The organism is Streptomyces sp. NPDC001220 (assembly GCF_053597895.1).
In genome coordinates this window covers 35,733-54,710 of the sequence record NZ_JBSFJE010000027.1, presented here as the reverse complement: position 1 = coordinate 54,710, position 18,978 = coordinate 35,733, and the positions used below count along the sequence as shown (strand labels likewise).

The following is an 18,978-nucleotide window of genomic DNA, read 5'->3' as shown; positions in this document are numbered from 1 at the left end:
TCAGCTGTCCTCAGACGTCGAACGTGTAGAACCGCGTGTGGTCGAGCAGGTCCGCCGGCCGCACGTCGTTCCACGGCTTCATCGTCTCGTTCAGGTCGACGACGTCCGGCGTCCCGCCGCCCGGCACATAGGCCGCCTGCGGGTGCCGCCGCTGCCACTCCGCCCACAGCTTGTCGATGAAGGCGTGGTGCAGCCAGAACACCGGGTCGTTGGGGGAGACCCCGGTGGCCATCTGCCCGCCGACCCAGACGTGGACCCGGTTGTGCAGATTGACCCCGCGCCAGCCCTCCAGATGGTTCCGGAAGCCGTCCGAGGCGCTGTTCCAGGGCGCCATGTCGTACGTCGCCATGGCCAGCACCGAGTCGACCTCGGCCCGGGTCGGCAGCTCGCGCACGCCGGCCCCCAGCGACCTGCGCAGATAAGTACGGCCGTCCACACGGACGTTGAGCGGCCAGTTCCCGCTCGACGCGGCGAACGGGCCGTCCGTCACCCGCCCGTCGGAGCTGCGCCCCGTGCCGCCGAGGAAGTCCGGCGCCCACAGCGCGGCACGGACCGTGCGGTCGGCGCTCCAGTCCCAGTAGGGGAGTGCCACCGAGGAGTCCACCGACTGCAGCGCCTGCTCGAAGTCGAGCAGGAATCTGCGGTGCCAGGGCAGGAACGACGGCGAACGATGGCCGGTGCGCTCCGAGTCGTCGGTGTCGGACATGATGAAGGCGTTGTGCGTGCGCACGAAGTCGTCGTAACGCCCGCTGCGCTTCAGCTCGATGACGGCGGCGACGAACCGCCGCTTCTCGTCGGCGGACAGGCTGGCCTGGTTCTTGCGTATGGTCATGTGCTTCGAGGCTCCGGAAGTCCGTGCGGGGGCGGTCAGTTGGCGGGGAACGGCAGCAGTGCGGCGCCCTGCAGCTCGTCGACCGCCGCGCGGGCCGCGGCACGCGGGGTGCGCACCGGGTCGTAGTGGCTGACCACGCTGATCCAGCTGCCGTCCGCGTTCCGCATGACGTGCAGCTCCACCCCGTCCACGAACACCGCGTAACCGGCGCCGTGTCCGTGGTGGTGACCACCCATGCCGCCCATGCCCTTCATGCCCTTCATGCCGGCCATGCCGCCCATGTCGCCCATGCCGGACGGGCGGCCCTGTATCCGGCGGCCCTTGTAGACCTCGTCGAAGGGTTCGAGGGATCCCTCCTGCGGGTGAGCGGCGGCCGGGGTGCCGGGGGCGACCAGGGTCTGGGCACCGGCCGCGGCGGCGAGGACGGCCGCCGCGGTGAGCGCGCGACGGCGGGTGAGTTCGGGCATACGGATGCTCCTGTGCTGGGTGCGGGTGATGACTCCGTATGCCTATCCGCCGGTTTCCGAGCGGGAGAAATCGCCCGGAACGGGTTGGCTGCGATCAGGACAATTGACTACATGTCATACAAGATTTAACGAAGATGATCTTGCCGGCGCGGGGGGCTCGGCGGTACCGGAACGGGGAATTCCTTGCCCGGGCGGGGGTGTTTCCGTCGATCTTTCGCAAGGGTCCGCCGTCCGGGTGTCGTGGCTCACGCCGTCAATCTGGCGCGATTCGAAAACCCGGCCGGACCCGTCACCGCTGCTACTCTGCGGTGCCAATCGGCCACTTTCAGTGAGACCCAGGGGTGCGTGTGAAGGTCGTCTGCGTCGGAGGCGGGCCCGCCGGCCTGTATCTAGCGATCCTGCTCAAGCGGCAGAATCCGTCCCACGACATCACCGTCCATGAACGCAACCCCGAGGGCTCCACCTACGGCTGGGGCGTCACCTACTGGCGTGCCCTGATGGACCGGCTGCACACGTACGACCCCGAGTCGGCACGCGCCGTCGAGGAGAGCTCGGTGCGCTGGCACCAGGGCATCGCCCATGTCCGCGACCAGGTGGCCCGGCAGCCCGGCGACCCGGGCCACGGCATCGGCCGCCACCGCCTCCTGGAGATCCTCGCCGCACGCGCCCGGTCCCTGGGAGTACGGCTGGAGTTCGAGAGCGAGATCACGCCCGACGACCTTCCCGAGGCGGACCTGGTCGTCGCCGCCGACGGCATCCACAGCGCCCTGCGCACCCGGCACGCCGAGGCCTTCGGGGCCGAGGTCACCGAGGGCCGCAACCACTACGTCTGGCTCGGCACCACCAAGGTCTTCGACTCCTTCACCTTCGCCTTCGCCGAGACCGAGCACGGCTGGGTCTGGTGCTACGGATACCCCTACGACGACGGGCACAGCACCTGCGTCATCGAGTGCGCCCCCGAGACCCTGACCGGCCTCGGCCTCGACACGCTGAACGAGGCCGACCAGCTGGCCCTGCTCGAGAAGCTGTTCGCCGGCATCCTCGACGGCCGGCCGCTGATCGGCGGCTCCTCGGCGGCCGCCTGGCCCACCTTCCGCACGCTCGTCAGCCGCACCTGGCACCACGGCAACCTCGTCCTGCTCGGCGACGCCGCCCACACCACGCACTACTCCATCGGCGCCGGCACCACCCTCGCCCTGGAGGACGCGATGTGCCTCGCCGCTGCCCTGCGCGAGCACGGCGCCGTGCCGCAGGCCCTCGTCGCCTACGAGCGGCAGCGCAAGGCGGAACTGGTCTCCGCGCAGAGCGCCGCCCGCCTCAGCGCCCGGTGGTACGAGAACCTGCCCCGCTATATCGGCCTCCCCCCGCACCGCATGTTCGCCCTGCTCGGCCAGCGTCACTCGCCGCTGCTGCCGTACGTTCCGCCGCAGCTCTACTACGGCATCGACAAGGCGGCCGGACGGCTGGAGGTGCTGCGCCGGCTCAAGCGGTGGCTCGGGCCACGGGCGGCGCGCGCCCTGCACTCCCGGTCGTAGGCGCCCGCCGTCGGCACGAGTTGGTGAAAGGCCATTCACTCGATAGGGTGAATTGGTATTCACCTTCTTGTCTGTGCCGTCCGCAGGAGCGCCGATGGATCACCCCGCCCCGACAGCCGGCCCCTCGGGCTCGTCCGCCGCACCGCCCCGACTGCGCGAGCGACTGACCATCCCGGTACTGGCCTTCGGCGGGATCCTGATGGCCGTCATGCAGACGGTGGTCGTCCCCCTGCTCCCGGACCTGCCCAGGCTCACCCACTCCTCGGCCGGCGCCGTCTCCTGGATGGTCACGGCGACCCTGCTCGCCGGGGCCGTCCTCACCCCGGTGCTCGGCCGGGCCGGTGACATGTACGGCAAGCGCCGGGTGCTCACCGGGGCGCTCGCCCTGATGACCGTGGGCTCAGTGATGTGCGCACTGTCGTCCGACATCACCGTGCTCATCGCCGCCCGCGCCCTGCAGGGCGCCGCCGCCTCCGTCGTACCGCTGTCGATCAGCATCCTGCGCGACGAACTGCCGCCCGAGCGGCGGGGATCGGCGGTGGCGCTGATGAGCTCCACCGTCGGCATCGGCGCCGCGCTGGGCCTGCCGCTGGCCGCGCTGGTGGTGCAGTACTACGACTGGCACACCATGTTCTGGCTGACCAGCCTCCTCGGTGCGCTGGGCGTGGCGGCCGTGTGGTGGGCGGTCCGCGAGTCGCCGGTGCGTGAACCCGGGCGGTTCGACGTGCTCGGCGCGCTCGGGCTGGCCGTCGGGCTGACCTGTCTGCTGCTCGGCGTCTCGCAGGGCGGCCAGTGGGGCTGGGGCAGCCCGCGCGTCCTCGGGCTGTTCGCCGCCACCGTCGTCGTACTGGCCCTGTGGTGGTGGCAGCAACTGCGGACCGCGCAGCCGCTGGTCGACCTGCATCTGGTGTCCCGGCCCCGGGTCGGCCTGTCCCACGTCGCCGCCCTGCTCACCGGGTTCGCCTTCTACGCCAACTCCCTGGTCACCGCCCAGCTGGTGCAGGCGCCGAAGGCCACCGGATACGGCCTCGGCCTGTCCATCGTGGCCACCGGTCTCTGCCTGCTCCCCGGTGGCATCACCATGCTGCTGTTCTCGCCGCTCTCCGCCCGGATCTCGGCCACCCGCGGCCCGCGCATCACCCTCGCCCTCGGCGCCGCGGTCATCGCCTGCGGCTACGTGGTCCGCATTGCCGACAGCCGCGACCTGTGGATGATCATCCTGGGCGCCACCGTCGTCGCCACCGGCACCACCCTCGCCTACTCGGCGCTGCCCACGCTGATCCTGCGGGCCGTCCCGGCGAGCCAGACCGCCTCCGCCAACGGCGTCAACGTCCTCATGCGCACCATCGGCCAGGCCACCTCCAGCGCCGCCGTGGCCGCCGTCCTCACCCATCACACCAGCCTCGTCGGCGGCGCCCCGGTGCCCACGCTGCACGGCTATCTGCTGTCGTTCACGATGGCCGGTGTCATCGCGCTGGTGGCCGGCGCGGCCGCCCTGTCCATACCCGGCGACAAGGCCGCGGGCGACGCCCCGCGCGCCGAGGCCCGACCCCAGGGCGCCCGGGACGACGCGCTGGAGGGAGCATGAGTGCCGTGAGCACCCGACCCGACTCCGGCGACGACACCACCCGAGCGCCCGCGCCCGCCCGCCGGGACGCGGAGGCTACCAAGGCCGCCATCCTCAAGGCCGCCCGCCACCTCCTCGCCCGGCACGCGCACGCCGACATCACCCTGAAGGACGTCGCCGAACGCGCCGGGGTCAGCGCGCCGCTGATCCTCAAGTACTTCGGCAACAAGGACGGCCTGTTCGCCCGCGTGATGTCCTTCGACGCCGACGCGGCCGCCCTGCTGGACGCACCCCTGGACGACCTGGGCCGGCACATGGTCCGGCACGTCCTGGAGGGCCAGCGCGACCGGGGCGCCGACCCGCTGCTGCGGATCGTCTTCGCCCCCCTGCACGGCGAGCACGGAGACGTGCTCCGCGCCAACTTCCGCGCCCAGGTGGTCGACCGCGTCGCCGCCCGGCTCACCGGCCCCGACGCCCCCCTGCGCGCCGAACTCGCCGTCGCCCAGCTCATCGGACTGGGCGTGATGTACGGCATCGCCCGCGGCCCACGGCTGCGCGACTCGGCGATCGACGACCTCGCCGACCGCTACGGCCCCGCCGTCCAGGCCCAGTTGACGCCCTAGGGCGCGGGCCGCCCTGGAGGGTGGACTGGTGGCGCGGCTACCGCGGGTGCACGGCGTAGGTCAGGTGTGTCACCCGCGACGACGGCTCCGAACGGAGCGGCTCCAGCGCGACCTTGGACGCGTCCACGCCGTCGAACAGGCGGGTGCCGGCGCCGAAAAGCACCGGCGAGAGCGTGATCGAGAACTCGTCGACCAGGCCGGCGTTCACGTACTCCAGGATCGTCGCCCCGCCGCCGGCGATGCGGACGTCGCGGTCGCCGGCGGCCTCGCGGGCCTGGTCGAGGGCGTGCTCGATGCCGTCGTCGACGAAGTGGAACGTGGTGCCGCCGGGCCGCTCCCACGGGTCACGCCCGGTGTGGGTCACGACGAAGACCGGGGTGTGGAAGGGCGCCTCCTGCGGCCATGACCGCTCGCCGAGATCGAACATGCGCCTGCCCATGACGCTCGCGCCGGTGCGTTCGAACGTCTCCCGCGCGATGTCGTTGTCGCGGCCCTCCTCGCCGCCCTCGCCCAGCTTCAGGTTCTCCCGGAAGAAGCGCAGCGGGAACACCCACTGCTGCAGCTCCGTCCACTGCGCCAGCCAGCGCCGGACGTCCGGGTCGTCCTGTCTCTCGGGTGCGAAGAGCTGGTCCTGGTCGGGCACGGACTCGGGCGCGACGAAGCCGTCCAGCGACATCGACACGCTGAAGAACACCTTCCCGGCCATCAGCCCTCCGCTCCCTTCCGCGCGAGGTCGGTGACATAGGCCGCCAGGCCGTTCAGGGTCTGCCGGCCGCCCTCGATCGCGTGGTACTTCTCGACCGCCTCGTCGCGCAGTTCCCTGGTGGGGAACACCGTGCGCATCACGATCCGGGTCGCCGCGCCGTCCGGCGCGAGGGTCAGGACCGACTCGAAGGCGTTCGGGTCGTCGCGGTGCTCACCGTGCAGCAGCGTGATCCGCTCCGGCGGGACGATCCGCGTCCAGCGGATCCACTCGGAGTAGTCGGTCCCGTCCGGCCCGTGCAGCACGAAGACCCACTCCCCGCCCTCGCGGAACTCGAAGGACCGCGTGGTGGTGGTGAACCCTTCCGGACCCCACCACCGCGACAGGTGCCGGACCTCGGTGAAAGCCTCGAACACCAGCTCCCGCGGGGCGTCGATGACCCGGGAGATCACGATCTCCCGGTCGGCCGTCACCGGCTCCGCCCGCGTCGTCTCCTGCCCTGCTCCTGCCATCGGTCATTCCTCCTGCCGTGTCTGCTTGAGCTCCTGCACGTAGGTGTCCAGCCGGTCGAAACTCTCGTTCCAGAACCGCTCGAATCCGCCGACCCACTCGTGGACCGGCCGCAGCCCGCGGGCGTCCAGGCCGTACAGGCGCTGTTTGCCTGCCTTGCGGTCCCGCACCAGCCCGACCTCCCGGAGCACCCGCAGGTGTTTGGACGCGCCGGGCTGGGTCATCCCCAACTCCTGGGCCAACTCGGTCACCGGCCGCTCACCCGCCCTCAGCAGGACCAGGATCTCCCGGCGCTGCGGCTCGGCGATCGCGTTGAAGACGTCCGACGTCGTCGCTGCTCGTGCCATGGCAGCCATCGTATTCCCATATCGGAATGCGTCAAGCCGGCCGGGAACCGGGCGAGTCCTGCCGGATGGCGATCGCCGCGGGAACGACCCATCCCGTGATCTCGACCCGGAGCACGCCCCGGACAGGCCCTAGTCCGGCACCGGCCCGGTCAGCAGTGCCTCGGCCGACCTGCGGAAGGCGGTCAGCAGCCGGTGATGGTCCCCGGCGAGGGTCGCCAGGACCACCTGGCCCGGCTCGACTCCGTGCAACGGGACCGTGGTCAGGTCGGGGCGAATCGCCGCACCGGGCCCGCAGACGTCAACGGCGCACAAGCACCCCGTCCAAGAACCCGTTGCTGAACACCCGGTGTGGGTCGAGGCGGTCCAACGTCTCCACCGCCGCATCCCACACCGCACCCCCGAACGACCCCGGAATCCTCGTACCGAGCACCTCCTCGTCACTCCACACAGCCGATCCGGTGTACGCCCAGCCCTTGGACCACTCCACCCGAGTCCCCTCGTACCGCTCGAACAGGAACCGCTCCAACTCCCGCAGGAACGCCTCCGCATGAGGCGTCCCCGGCAGCGTCAGCACATCCAGCCACACCGCCGTGTCCGCCCCGTCCCTCGGCCGCAGGGCGGAGAGCGACGGCACCTGCGCGCCGGCCAGTTCCACATCGGCGGGCTCGTCCAGCCCCGTCACCCGGATCTCCACCGACCCGTTGACGGGGAACCGCCCCGACGCGGCGTACGCGGTGAGCCGTTCCCGATAGAACGACGTGAACTCGTGCACCACACGCTGCACGTCGCCCCGCCGGGTCAGCACCGCGTACCCGTTCGCGTTGATCCGCAGCGTCGTCGGCCGCAGATACAACAGCGTGTTCTTCGACGCCCCCCAGATGTCCGAGGACAGCGTCGCCACCAGCCCGAGCGCCGCCACGTCCAGCTGCGCGTTGCCCAGCACCGGCGCCAGGTACCAGGCCGCGCCGGACACCATCCGCCCCACGAGGTCGGCGACCACGGTCGGCACGACGTCGGAGAAGGGGTAGTTGTACGGCGAGGTCACGTGCCGCGAGGCGAGCGGTCTGGCCGGGGCGACGCTCCACTCCTTCAGCCACGGGTACTCGGTGAACGCGAACCAGATCGCCTCCACCCGCCCGGACCGCGCCAGGAAACCGTCGAGGGTCCGCCCGCCGGAACCGGGCGCGGCGAACAGTTCGCCGGCCGGGATGTCGGTCCGGCTCACGCACCGCAGATTGCTGTCGCCGCCCACCCGCAGCACGACCTCGGTCACCAACGCCCGGCCCAGGTGCGTGAGCAGGGCCGCGCAGTCCGCGTCGGCGCGCCGGAACGTCCGCAGCACATACGATCCCGCGTCCTCGTCCCACACCACCGCCGTCAGCGACAGCACCAGATTGCTCAGCGAACCGTAGGTGTGCCCGGGCAGCGGCCGCTCGCCGTCGGCCGGTACGGCGGTGCCGTGCGCGTCGATCGCCAGCGCCCCGCCGAGCGTCAGATCGCCGGGCGCGGGAGCGGCGGTGAGCCCGAGACCGTGGCCCTCGAGGAAGGTGAGCAGCGTCTCCAGGGTGACTCCGGTCCCGGCCCGCACCTGCGACCCGGAGTCCAGGGACAGCCCCGTGAGGTGCGCCCCGGTGTCGACGAGCAGCACCCTGTCGCCGGCGGCCGTCCCCTCCGTGACGGTCAACGGTGACCAGCCGTGCGAGGAGCCACGCGCCCGGACCCGCCAGCCGTTGCGCCAGGCCCAGTCGACGACCGTGAGCACCTCGTGCGCGTCGGCCGGGGCGCAGGCCCACAGCCCGTCCGCGGTGATCTCGCCGACCCAGTTGCGGTACGCCGAGCGGTACAGCGCCACATCCGCCGGGAAGCCGGGCAGTTCGGCCGCGGCCATGGCCGGATCCGCCGCCGACAGCACCGGTACGGCGGCCAGCGCGGCGGCGGACCGCAGGAAACCCCGACGGCTCCAGCCGTCCGCGGCAGGGAAGTTGTCCGCTGAACGATCAGTCACGCCGACACGCTAGGGCCGGGGGTGACGCCCTCCCGGTTTCTGTCGAACACAATCACCCGTGTGAGTGAAGGATGCACAGGTGGGTGAGGGTGGAGAGGCCTCTGACACCGTTGTCGGCGGCGGATGACAGACTGACGCCATGGACGAACGCGCAATCGGCAGGTCACAGCAGCGGGCATCGGTCGTCGGCCTCGGCACATGGCAGCTCGGTGCCGACTGGGGCGACGTGGACGACAAGGAGGCCCTGGCCGTTCTGGAGGCCGCGGCCGAGTCGGGGGTGACCTTCTTCGACACCGCCGACGTGTACGGCGACGGGCGCAGCGAGGAGACCATCGCCGCCTTCCTGAGCGGCAGGCCGGACCTGCACGTGCTGGTGGCCACCAAGATGGGCCGCCGGGTCGACCAGATCCCGGAGAACTACGTCCTGGACAACTTCCGCGCGTGGAACGACCGGTCCCGCCGGAACCTCGGCGTGGACCGTCTGGACCTGGTGCAGCTGCACTGCCCGCCGACCCCGGTCTACTCCTCCGGCGAGGTGTTCGACGCCCTTGACACCCTGGTCGAGGAGGAGCGCATCGCCGCCTACGGGGTCAGCGTCGAGACCTGCGCGGAGGCGCTCACCGCGATCGCCCGCCCGGGCGTGGCCAGCGTGCAGATCATCCTCAACCCGTTCCGCATGAAGCCGCTGCGCGAGGTGCTGCCGGCCGCCCGGGAGGCCGGCGTCGGCATCATCGCGCGGGTGCCGCTCGCCTCCGGTCTGCTGTCCGGCAAGTACACCAAGGACACCGTCTTCGCGGCCGACGACCACCGCACCTACAACCGGCACGGCGAGGCCTTCGACCAGGGCGAGACCTTCTCCGGCGTCGACTACACGACCGGCGTGGAGGCCGCCGCCGAGTTCGCCGCGCTCGCCCCCGAGGGCTACACGCCGGCCCAGCTCGCCCTGCGCTGGATCATCGACCAGCCGGGCGTCACGACGGTGATCCCGGGCGCCCGCAACGCCGAGCAGGCCCGCGGCAACGCGGCCGCCGCCAAGCTCCCGGAACTGCCCGCGGAGACGGTCACCGCCATCCGCGACCTCTACGACCGCCAGATCAAGGACCAGGTCGAGAACCGCTGGTAGCACCCGCCGGGCCGGGACGCCACCACCGTGCCGCTCCCGGCCCGTGCCGTTTGAACGACGGGCCGGGCGGTTACACGGACTCCATGACCGACCAGGAGCGGCGGCGGGGGCGCGACGAGAGCGAGGAGGAGCGCGCCGACCGGATGTGGGGCGAACTCATCCAGGAGGTCCGCGTCGCCCAGACCGGTGTGCAGATCCTCTTCGGTTTCCTGCTCACCGTGGTCTTCCAGCAGAAGTACGCCGAGTTGTCCGACGTGGACCAGACGATCTACATCGTGACCGTCGTCCTGGGAGCCGCGGCCACGGGCGCCCTCATCGGCCCGGTCTCCCTGCACCGGCTGGTCGCCGGCCGCAAGGTGAAGCCACAGGCGGTGCGGCTGGCCTCCGGGCTGACCCAGATCGGCCTGTTCCTGCTGCTGGCCACCATGGCAGCCTCGCTGGTGCTGATCCTCCGGGTGGCCACCCATGGCAGCCGGGTGAGCTGGGTGGTCGCGGCCGTCGTCGTCTGGTACCTGGTGTGCTGGTACGGCCTGCCGCTGTGGTCCCGGCGCCGTCACACCACCCGTTGAGCCGCCTCCAGCGCCCGCAGTTGCCGGTCGTGCACCCGGCTGAGCAGCAGCACCGACACCGTCGCCCCGACCAGCGCGCAGAACATGTCCCACTGGGTGTCCCAGACATCTCCCTGGGTGGCGAGGAAGGCGTCCGCGCCGTGCCCGCCGATCTCGGCCGCCAGCCACTCCAGCAGTTCGAAGAAGGCGCTGAACGCGAGGCAGGCGCACACCGTCAGCGGGGCCAGCCAGCGGCTGCCGCGCAGCGGTGAGGTACGGCTGAGCAGCTCACGGACCAGGACGGCCGGTACGAATCCCTGCATGAGGTGGCCGAAGCGGTCGTACGGATTGCGGTCCAGGCCGAAGGTGTCGCGCACCCAGTCGCCCACCGGCACCTCGGCGTAGGTGTAGTGGCCGCCGACGGCGAGCACCAGCGCGTGCGCGGTGAGGAGTCCGGCCAGCAGCCCCGTCAGCGGGAAGCGCCGCCAGGTCAGCACCACCAGCGGCAGGCCGGCCAGCACCCACACCGTCTCCAGGAACCAGGTCGTACGGTCCCGGGCACCCCACGCCGACACGGCCATGCCGGCCACCACCACCCCGGCGAGCAGGGCGGGCGGCACCCGGCGTGGCACACGGTGCGGAACGGGGCGCGGGGCGGGGTGCGCTGCGGTCATGGCGGACTCCTCGTCGTGGGAGCCCCATCGTGGCCGCGGGGCCGGGGCGCGGACATGAGTACGGCTACTCAGCCGGGCACGCGCCTACTCAGCCGGTGGCGAGGATCTCCGCCAGCAGGTCGTCCACCAGGACCTCCTCCCGGCCGGGCGGCACGGCCAGGTAGGTGTCGCTCAGGAACGAGGCAAGCGCGGGCGCCCAGGCGAACACCACCGCGTGGTGCCGTTCGCCGCCAGGCAGGGGATCGCCGAGGAAATCCATGCGCACTTCCCTCCAGCGCCCCTGCCGTACCGGACGCAGCCGTACGTCCCCGACCCCGACCGGCGCTCTCAGACCCTCGTTCAGCATCTCCCGGTCCAGCCGCCATCGGGCCAGCACCCGGCCGTCCAGGGTGAACACCGCGGTGACGGCGAACGGGTCTTCGGCGTCGTACGACAGATGGGCGAGGACGGGGCAGCGGGCGGTCCCGTCCGCGCGGAGCTGTACCACCAGGGTCCTGTGCACGATGGGGTTCACGCGAGAGGCCTCCGAGAACGATCGGCTGGGTGCCCTCTAGTACCCCTCTCACATGAAAAACGCTCAATCGCGAGCGGAATCCGCTGCGGTGGGCACTGTGGGATCCACCACGGAGTCGCCCTTCGTGCCGCGCAGTGCGGCCAGGCAGGAGCCGATGGCCTGCTGGAGTTCCTCCAGGCGCTGCACCATGTCGTCCTCGTAGAAGTCCTGGGCGTCGTCGAAGGTCAGCTCCTCGAACGCCTTCGTCGCCTTCTGCAGGCTGCTGTAGAACCTGGTGCGCTTCTCCTGGACGCGGAGTTCCGGATCCGCCTCGACCGTCTCGACGACCAGGTTCTTCATGGTGTCGTAGGCCTCGGTCGCCCACTCGCCGGTGTCCTCGTCCTCGTCCAGCTCGTCGAGGAGCGACAGGTGACGCTCGGCCTCCTGCCGCAGTCCGACGGGGGCGTCGACGGTCTGCCCGGCGGGTGTCTTGATCTGGCCGGACTCGGCGATCTGGCGGACGTATCCGATGCGGTCGGCCGAGCGGCTCTCGGTGGCGACGGCCTTCTTCAGGTCGGCGGTGCGGACCACGTCACGGGCCAGCACGGTCTGCAGGTCCGGGTCCTCCTTGATGCGGTCGAGGAGTGCCGAGCGGGCCGCGCGGGCGGTGGAGGGGTCGGCGAGGATCGCGGCCCGCAACGCGGTCGGGTTCTCGGCCACTTCGAGGGCCTTGGTGGGCCGGATGCCCTCGGCCTCGGCGGCCTGACTGATGGCGGTGCCGCGCTCGGACGTCGCGCTGTTGCGGGAGACGTAGTAGTCCAGCCAGACGTCGGAGTCCGGGAGTTCGACCTCCTGGCCCGGGGCGAGGGCCTCGAACTGCGGGACCACGCCGTCGTCGGCGGCCCTGTCCCACGCCTTGTAGTAGCGCATCACCCGCTCCGGGGAGCAGCCGGCCAGCTCGGCGAACTCCTTCGCCGACACCTTCGGCGTCTCGTCCGCGCCCTGCCCTCCCGGCCGCACACTGCGGGCCACCATCAGCCCGAACGCCCAGCCTCCGGTGCGCACATACGCGCCGAACTCCCGCGCGTCGCGCGCCACGAGGTCGGACAGGGGAGCCGGGGACGCGCTGGACGTCTCGGACGGGTCGATCGCTAGGGTCACGGAGGACACTCCTGAAGGCTGCCGAACTGCGTACGTACCGACGGGCAGCCTATATCGACCCATTGGCCAGGGTTTGCCGCACGGCCGAGTACCAGTCGAGCGCGGCTCAGCTCGCGGACGCCCGGGGACCAGTCGAGCCCGGCTCAGCTCGCGGACGCCCGGAACGTGGCCAGGAAGGTCTTCAGCGCCAGTGTGTTCGCGGCGTCGTCCCAGGTCGCGGCGGGGGCCGTGATGCGCAGCGAGAAGCTGCGGCCGCCGCCGAGCAGGAAGCCGCGGCCGAAGGTGCGCAGCTGGTCGGCACCCGTGCCGGACAGCCACTCCATGTCCGCCGCCCTGTACCCCTGGTAGGTGGTCGCCTTGATCTGGCCGATCCGCCGGTAGCCGTCGAGCTGTTCCAGTTGCGGTTCCACGTCGTCCCGCCAGACCGCGACCGGGTCCGGTCCTGCCTGGGTGCTGTAGGTGACGGCCAGAGTGTGCGGGTCGTCGCCGCCCGGGCCGAAGGTGACCCGGTAGGCGACGTCGTCGACCCGCGAGGTGCCGACGCGCTTCCAGCCCGCGGGGAGCGCCACGGAGAAGCCCTCCGGGGCGGTGTAGCGGTGGTACCCGGCCGGGAGGGCACCGGCCGTGGCCGACGGCGACGCCGTCTTCGAGGGGGATGAGGCAGGAGAGGAGGCCGCAGGGGACGAAGGAGCGGAAGAAGGAGACGCGGAACGGGAGGGCGAGGCGGTGGGCGCGTTGCCGTCCGTGCGGTTGCCCGCGTCGGTGGCCGCCGCGGAGGCGCTCGGCGCCGAGCCGGCCAGGGAGCCGACACCCGGGAGCCCCTGGGTGGCGGCGAGCACCGCGACCGACACGGTCACCACCGCCAGTGCGGTCCCTCCGATCATCGTGGTCCGGCTCCATCCCGAGGCCCGCGCCGCCACGTAGGCGCCGCGCAGCCGGGGCACCGGGGCGGGCTGCCCGATCGCGTCGGGGTCCTCGTCCAGAACACGTGTCAGCGCCTGCCGGACCACCGGCCGGCTCAGCCGTTCCCGGGAGTTCTTGCGCAGCAGCCCCTGGACGACCTGGGTGAGCGGACCGGCCCGCAGCGGGGTGCGCAGCGGCAGCCGGTCCACGCCCTTCAGCGTGGCGTCGGCGCGGCCGCGGTCCCGGAACGGCGGTCGTCCCTCGACCATCGTGTAGAGGATCGCGCCGAGCGCCCACAGGTCGGCGGCCGGGCCGATGCGCTCGTCCCTGGCCTGCTCCGGCGAGGCGTACGACGGTGCGGTGACCCGCGGGGCCAGGGTCGCGCCGGCCAGCCCGAACCCGGTGATCACGACCGGGCCCTTGTCGCGGACGAGGATCTGGCCGGGGCTGAGCTCGCCGTGCGTGTAGCCCTCGCCGTGCGCGCCGTCCAGCACGTCCAGCACCTCGAGGGCGATCCGGGCGGCCCGCACGAAGTCGAACGTGGGCTGCCGGGCGAGCAGTTCACTGAGCGGTGTGCCGTCGATCAGCTCCGTGACCGTCCACAGCGTGCCGGCCTCCTCGAAGGCGTCGATCACCATGGCGACCCGGCCGGGCCGCAGCGCGCCCATGGCCTCGGACGTGCGCAGGATCCGGGAGGTGGTCCGGCGTATCACGTCCTCGGTGAGGGCGTCGGGTAGCACGATCTGGGTCACCAGACGTGGTCGTTCGGCCTGCACGTCCTCCGCGTACCAGCTGATGCGGTTCGGCTCGCGGTCGGCGACCTCGAGGAGCCGGTACCTGCCGGCGAGCAACTGCTGTGCGGAGACATGCGCCTTGACCATCGTCATCCCTCGCTGGAACCCCTGCCTCGTCTTAACCAGAGGTACGCGGGACGCGCCCGGGTTTGTTCAAAGAATCTGCAACTCCGAGCCCCTTCTTGCCTTCTATTCAATCGGTGTCCGGTCCTTGGGACTTGAGGAAAACGGCCGATGGCCGGGCCCCGACCTGCGGGTAACCGACGGTAAAAGCCCGGCTGCGGTCCGCTGGCCGACCCACCGCGAAACACCCGGTATCCGGGTGAACGGGGGCCGGTCGGACCGGATCAGAGGTCCCGGCGCACCAGGAAGTCCAGCAGGCCGCGCAGTTCCGCCGACGCGAGCGGCAGCCCGGTGAGCAGTGCCTCGGCCCGGGCGGTGTGCCGACGGGCCTCGGCGAGCGCGGCCCTGCGTCCGCCCGCCTCCTCGGTCAACGCGGCCGCCGCCCCGGCTTGCCCCGGCGTGTCGAGCAGCCGGGCCAGCCGGGCTCCGGCGGGCGAGCCGAGCGCGGCGAGGACCGGATACGTCTTCTTCCGCTCCCGCAGGTCGCCGTGCACGGGCTTGCCGGTGACGGCCGGGTCGCCCCAGATCCCCAGCACGTCGTCGACCAGTTGGAACGCCACGCCGAGATGGCGTCCGGCCAGGTCCAGCGTGCCCACCGTGGCCTCGGGCGCGCCGCCGAGCGCGGCCCCCAGCGCGACGGCACACCCCAGCAGCGCGCCCGTCTTCCGCTCGGCCATCACCCGGTACTCCCGTACCGACACGCCGGTCCAGGGCCGCGCCGCGAACAGCAGATCGTCCGCCTGCCCGTGCACCAGGTCCGCCAGCGCGGCCGACAGCAGCCGCAGGGCGCCGGGTCCGCCGGGAGTCACGGCCAGGGTCTCGACCGCGAGCGCGAAGAGGGCGTCGCCCGCGAGGACGGCCGGTCCGGTGCCGTACGCCTGCCAGACGGCCGGGCGGCGTCGCCGGGTGGCGTCGCCGTCCATGATGTCGTCGTGCAGCAGCGAGAAGGCGTGCACCAGTTCCACCGCGACCGCGGCCGGAACCCCGCGCTCGGCGGGCGCGCCGGCCGCCTCCGCGCCGAGCACCGCCAGCGCCTGCCGGACGCCCTTGCCGCCCGGGGCGGCGGCGGGGGAGCCGCCGACCTCGCACCAGCCGAACGCGTACCCGGCCATCTCGCCGACCCAGGGGTGCAGCCGTCCCACCGCCGCGGCCAGCGCGGGTCGCACCAGCTCCCGGCACCGGACGAGGGCGTGCGGGGGAGCGGTGACGGGTGCGGGCGCGGTCATCGGACGGCCTCCGTCCCGACGCCGAACTCCGCCTGGGCGCGGGTCACCATGTCCCGGGCGTGCCGCAGGCCGGCCCGCTCCAGCACGCCCGCGAGGTCGGCGAGTTCGGCCGCCGTCTCGGCCCGGTCACGGCCCAGCCGGGCCAGCGACTTGGCCAGCCCGAGCCGTGACAGCGCCTCGCCGCGCGGCTCGCTCATCGCGCGGAACTCCGTGAGTGCCAGCTCGTACAAGTCCCGCGCCTCCGTGTAACGCCCGGCCCGGTAGAGGACGTTGCCGCGCATCTTGTGGTTGTAGGCCAGCGCGCTGGACAGGTTCATCGCCCGGCAGGACCGCTCCGCCTCGGACAGCAGCGCGAGTGCCCGCTCGCTGTCGCCGTCCCGCACCGACACGATGTCCGCGAGCCCGCGCAGCGCCCAGGCGTGCCCGCGCCGGTCCTCCGCCCGTGCCGCTATCCCGGCCGCCTCCTCGAAGAGCGCGTACGCCCGGTCGTACGACCCGGTGTTGCGATGCATCTGCGCGATGCCCTCCAGCGCCCACACCGTGTGCCGGGCCTCTCCGCGCCGCCGGGCCTCGGCGAGCAGTTGCTCGTGCAGCCGGCCCACGGCCGCGTAGTCGCCCTGGATACGGCCGGTCTCGGCGAGACCGGCCAGTGAGTAGCCGCGTACGACGACATCCCCGCCCCGCTCGCCGAGGTCGGCCGCCAGCCCCAGCAGCCGCCGGGCCAGCGGGAACGCGCCGCGCTGCCGGGCCAGGGTGCCGCCGCTCCACAGCGCCCACGCCATCGCCGCCGTGTCCCCGGCCGCCCGGGCGGCACGGTAACTCGCCTTCCAGGCCCGGTCGGCGTCCCCCACCTGGCCGAGGCGCCGATGCGCCTCGGCGACGGCCAGCCCGCAGCGCGCCTCCTCGTCGGGCCGACCCGACCGCTCGGCCTCCCGCAGCCGGTCGATGCCCTCGGCCAGCACGTCGACGAGCGGCGAGTTCACGGACAGGGAGGTCAACGCGCCCTGGTACTCGGGGGCGACTGCCTTGCCGTACATGGGTGACATGGGTGCCTCTCTACGCGGGACGCGTATACACGCCGTCTATACATCATGTGTATACGCAATGTGTATAGTGCGCCCGAATTCTGCCCTGGCCACAGGGGCCAGGGCTTCGCTGTTGTGAATCAAGACGCCGGCACGGCCGCCGGGGTTGCCTGCGTGGTGTGGATCACCGCGCGCGGGTCAATGCTGCTGAGCCTTCTGCGGGGTCACCTCGCTCGGCCGCACCACGACGTAGCCCTCGCCCTGCAGCATCAGCTGGACCGCTTCCCCCGAACCGCCGCGCAGCATCGACCCGATGGACTGCGAACGGTGCAGCGAGGTCTGGAGCTGGGCCGTCCAGCCCACCACCGCGTCCGTGTCCACATAGACCGGCGCCTGCGGCGAGACCGGTATGACCAGCGGATTGCCGTCGCAGATCAGCCCCAGCCTGCCGTGTCCGGTGAACACGCTGTTGAACAGACCGCCGCCGGCGATGCCGGACCCCTTCACGGTCCTGATCTCGTACGACAGCGAGGCGTCGAAACACAGGACGTTGCGGCCGTTGACCGTGAACTGGTCGCCGGGCTCGACCTCGACGATGAAACAGTTCTGTGCCTCGTGCGCGAACCAGGCCTCGCCCTGGCCCTGCACGGACATCAGGGGCAGACCCTCGCCGGTGACCGCGCGCTTGAGCATCCCGCCCACGCCCTGGCCCTTGCGTTCGAACTTCAGATTTCCGCGGTGCGCGATCATGGCGCCCTGGCGTGCGTGCATCTCGCCGTTCACGGCATACCGGACGCACTTCGCGTTCTCGATCGTCATGCCCGGCTCGACGGCCGGCTCCACCATGTGCTGACTGGAAAAGAGATCACCCTTCATGCCGGGCATGGTGTCCCGGACGAACCCGTTCCGCCAAGATCACCGACCATATCGGTTCAGGCACCGAACAGCTGGGTCCAGTAGGTGCCCGCCCGGCCGCCGCCCGCGAAGCCCACGCCGATGTGGGTGAAGTCCGGTTTGAGGATGTTGGCCCGGTGGCCGGGGCTGTTCATCCAGCCGTCCACCACCTCGGCGGCCGAGCGCTGGCCGCAGGCGATGTTCTCGCCGATGGTGCGCCGCCGGGAGCCCGCGGCGGCGGCCCGGTCCCAGGGCTGGGTCCCCTCGGGGGACGTGTGCGAGTAGAAGTCCCGGGTCGCCATGTCCGTGCTGTACCCCTGCGCTGCCGTGGCCAGTTGCGGATCCACGTCGAGCGGCCGCAGCCCGGCCCGGACCCGCTCCCGGTTGGTGAGGTCGACGACCTCGTCCCGGGTGCGGGTCAGTTCGGCCGGGGTGAGGGGTCTCGCCCACAGCGCGGTCCAGTAGATGTCCCCGCCCCTCGGACCCTGGACGTGGGCCAGGCCGGCGTGGGTGAAGGCCGGGTCGAGCAGGGTGCGCCGGGCCCCCTCGGTGCGCAGGCAGTAGTCGACGAACTCGGCCGGGGTGCGCGGGCCGGAGACGAGATGCTCGCCCACCGTGACATACGCGAATCCGGTGCGATCGATCCGCTGGTGGAGCGAGACGCCGTCGGGGCTCTCGGTGGCCAGGCGGCCGGCGTCGGCCATCGCGGTGGCATGGGCGACGGCGGCGGAGGTGAGCCGGGCGTCTCGGGCCACCGGTGGCCGGCCGGCCCGGGCGCGGGCGGAGTTGACCAGGCCCAGCAGGCCGTCCGGGTCCGGGAGCGCGGCCACCGAGGGCCGGGGTGGCGCGGCCGCGGTGCGCTGGGCGGGGATCGTGGGGCGCGAGGCCGGAGCCGGCTGCCGGTCCTCGACGACGTCGACCCCGAAGTCCCGGGCCAGCCCCGCCAGTCCGTCGGCGTATCCCTGTCCGACCGCGCGCAGCTTCCAGCCGGTGCCCCGGCGGTATATCTCGGCGAGCAGCAGCAGGGTCTCCGTCTGCGGGCGCGGCGGGGCGAACCGGGCCACCGTCCGGCCGAGGCGGTCGGTGACATGCAGCGCGGAGGCGGGCAGCCGGCCGAGTGCGGTACCCGGCTCGGCGGCGGTGACCGTGAGGGTGACGCGCTGGGCGCCGGTCCGCAGCCGGGCCGGCTCGACGGTCAGTGTGTCGCCGCGCAGCCGGACGCCGGGGGCGTCCGGCTGGTTGTAGAAGACGAAGTCGGTGTCGCCGCCGACCTTGCCGCTCTCGTCGGTGATCAGCGCGGAGACGTCGAAGGGACCGGGCACCCGTAGCGTCAGCGCGCCGTCCGGAAGGGGCAGATTGCCCCCGGGGACCAGCTCGCTCATCGCGCCGCCTCTGCGAGGTCAGGGGCCGAACATCGCGCCCGGT

At 72.2% G+C, this 18,978-nt stretch carries 19 protein-coding genes; 5 read left to right on the top strand and 14 right to left on the bottom strand.

Annotation, left to right across the window (positions count from 1 at the left end; genetic code table 11):
- Positions 1-10: 10 nt before the first annotated feature.
- Entirely contained in the window at positions 11-832 is an 822-nt protein-coding gene (gene melC2 / locus ACWDGI_RS41180) for a tyrosinase MelC2 (protein WP_450768168.1), read from the bottom strand.
- Between the two features lie 35 nt (positions 833-867).
- A complete protein-coding gene (melC1, locus tag ACWDGI_RS41175; protein ID WP_450768167.1) occupies positions 868-1,299 on the bottom strand; it encodes an apotyrosinase chaperone MelC1 in 432 nt (143 codons plus the stop codon).
- A 341-nt stretch (positions 1,300-1,640) separates the two neighbouring features.
- Between melC1 and ACWDGI_RS41170 the strand changes: the two genes are divergently transcribed.
- The 3 genes from ACWDGI_RS41170 (at position 1,641) to ACWDGI_RS41160 (ending at position 5,024) form a co-directional block, all read left to right on the top strand.
- Entirely contained in the window at positions 1,641-2,834 is a 1,194-nt protein-coding gene (locus ACWDGI_RS41170) for an FAD-dependent monooxygenase (protein ID WP_450768166.1), read from the top strand.
- Between the two features lie 94 nt (positions 2,835-2,928).
- Complete coding sequence (locus ACWDGI_RS41165) at positions 2,929-4,422, top strand: MFS transporter (protein WP_450768165.1); 1,494 nt, start codon at positions 2,929-2,931, stop codon at positions 4,420-4,422.
- On the top strand, positions 4,419-5,024 hold the full coding sequence (locus ACWDGI_RS41160) for a TetR/AcrR family transcriptional regulator (protein ID WP_450768164.1): 606 nt from the start codon (positions 4,419-4,421) through the stop codon (positions 5,022-5,024). The genes ACWDGI_RS41165 and ACWDGI_RS41160 overlap by 4 nt, the downstream gene beginning before the upstream one ends.
- A 37-nt stretch (positions 5,025-5,061) precedes the next feature.
- On the opposite strand, the gene ACWDGI_RS41155 is transcribed toward ACWDGI_RS41160, so the two are convergent.
- The 4 genes from ACWDGI_RS41155 to ACWDGI_RS41140 all read right to left on the bottom strand — a co-directional run bounded on the left by ACWDGI_RS41155 (position 5,062) and on the right by ACWDGI_RS41140 (position 8,589).
- Complete coding sequence (locus ACWDGI_RS41155; RefSeq protein ID WP_450768163.1) at positions 5,062-5,730, bottom strand: dihydrofolate reductase family protein; 669 nt, start codon at positions 5,728-5,730, stop codon at positions 5,062-5,064.
- Positions 5,730-6,239 carry an SRPBCC family protein gene (locus ACWDGI_RS41150; protein ID WP_450768162.1) on the bottom strand — a complete coding sequence of 170 codons (510 nt, stop codon included), beginning with the start codon at positions 6,237-6,239 and terminating at the stop codon, positions 5,730-5,732. Before ACWDGI_RS41150 ends, ACWDGI_RS41155 begins: the two co-directional genes overlap by 1 nt.
- A 3-nt stretch (positions 6,240-6,242) precedes the next feature.
- Positions 6,243-6,584 (bottom strand): ArsR/SmtB family transcription factor, encoded by a 342-nt coding sequence (locus ACWDGI_RS41145; protein ID WP_450768161.1) that lies wholly within the window; start codon positions 6,582-6,584, stop codon positions 6,243-6,245.
- Between the two features lie 298 nt (positions 6,585-6,882).
- Positions 6,883-8,589: a cholesterol oxidase substrate-binding domain-containing protein gene (locus tag ACWDGI_RS41140; RefSeq protein ID WP_450768160.1), complete on the bottom strand. Its 1,707-nt coding sequence runs from the start codon at positions 8,587-8,589 to the stop codon at positions 6,883-6,885.
- A gap of 139 nt (positions 8,590-8,728) precedes the next feature.
- Between ACWDGI_RS41140 and ACWDGI_RS41135 the strand changes: the two genes are divergently transcribed.
- Positions 8,729-9,712, top strand: coding sequence for an aldo/keto reductase (locus ACWDGI_RS41135; RefSeq protein WP_450768159.1), 984 nt, complete (start codon positions 8,729-8,731; stop codon positions 9,710-9,712).
- Between the two features lie 83 nt (positions 9,713-9,795).
- Positions 9,796-10,281, top strand: coding sequence for a DUF6328 family protein (locus tag ACWDGI_RS41130; RefSeq protein ID WP_450768158.1), 486 nt, complete (start codon positions 9,796-9,798; stop codon positions 10,279-10,281).
- Here the strand turns inward: ACWDGI_RS41130 and ACWDGI_RS41125 are convergent.
- The 8 genes from ACWDGI_RS41125 to ACWDGI_RS41090 form a co-directional block, all read right to left on the bottom strand.
- Positions 10,266-10,934, bottom strand: a complete 669-nt coding sequence (locus tag ACWDGI_RS41125; protein WP_450768157.1) for a DUF2238 domain-containing protein — start codon at positions 10,932-10,934, stop codon at positions 10,266-10,268. The two genes, ACWDGI_RS41130 and ACWDGI_RS41125, sit on opposite strands and share 16 nt — an antisense overlap.
- Before the next feature lie 88 nt (positions 10,935-11,022).
- The gene (locus tag ACWDGI_RS41120) at positions 11,023-11,448 is read right to left on the bottom strand and encodes an SsgA family sporulation/cell division regulator (protein ID WP_450768156.1); all 426 of its coding nucleotides are present in this window, start codon (positions 11,446-11,448) and stop codon (positions 11,023-11,025) included.
- Positions 11,449-11,511: 63 nt separating this feature from the next.
- Positions 11,512-12,588, bottom strand: a complete 1,077-nt coding sequence (locus tag ACWDGI_RS41115) for a hypothetical protein (protein ID WP_450768155.1) — start codon at positions 12,586-12,588, stop codon at positions 11,512-11,514.
- Positions 12,589-12,731: 143 nt separating this feature from the next.
- A complete protein-coding gene (locus ACWDGI_RS41110) occupies positions 12,732-14,378 on the bottom strand; it encodes a serine/threonine protein kinase (protein WP_450768154.1) in 1,647 nt (548 codons plus the stop codon).
- Positions 14,379-14,632: 254 nt separating this feature from the next.
- Positions 14,633-15,634: a polyprenyl synthetase family protein gene (locus ACWDGI_RS41105; protein ID WP_450768153.1), complete on the bottom strand. Its 1,002-nt coding sequence runs from the start codon at positions 15,632-15,634 to the stop codon at positions 14,633-14,635.
- Entirely contained in the window at positions 15,631-16,671 is a 1,041-nt protein-coding gene (locus ACWDGI_RS41100; RefSeq protein ID WP_450768194.1) for a tetratricopeptide repeat protein, read from the bottom strand. Before ACWDGI_RS41100 ends, ACWDGI_RS41105 begins: the two co-directional genes overlap by 4 nt.
- A gap of 186 nt (positions 16,672-16,857) precedes the next feature.
- On the bottom strand, positions 16,858-17,535 hold the full coding sequence (locus ACWDGI_RS41095; protein WP_450768152.1) for an AIM24 family protein: 678 nt from the start codon (positions 17,533-17,535) through the stop codon (positions 16,858-16,860).
- A 56-nt stretch (positions 17,536-17,591) separates the two neighbouring features.
- Positions 17,592-18,935 (bottom strand): CAP domain-containing protein, encoded by a 1,344-nt coding sequence (locus ACWDGI_RS41090; RefSeq protein WP_450768151.1) that lies wholly within the window; start codon positions 18,933-18,935, stop codon positions 17,592-17,594.
- Between the last annotated feature and the right edge of the window lie 43 nt (positions 18,936-18,978).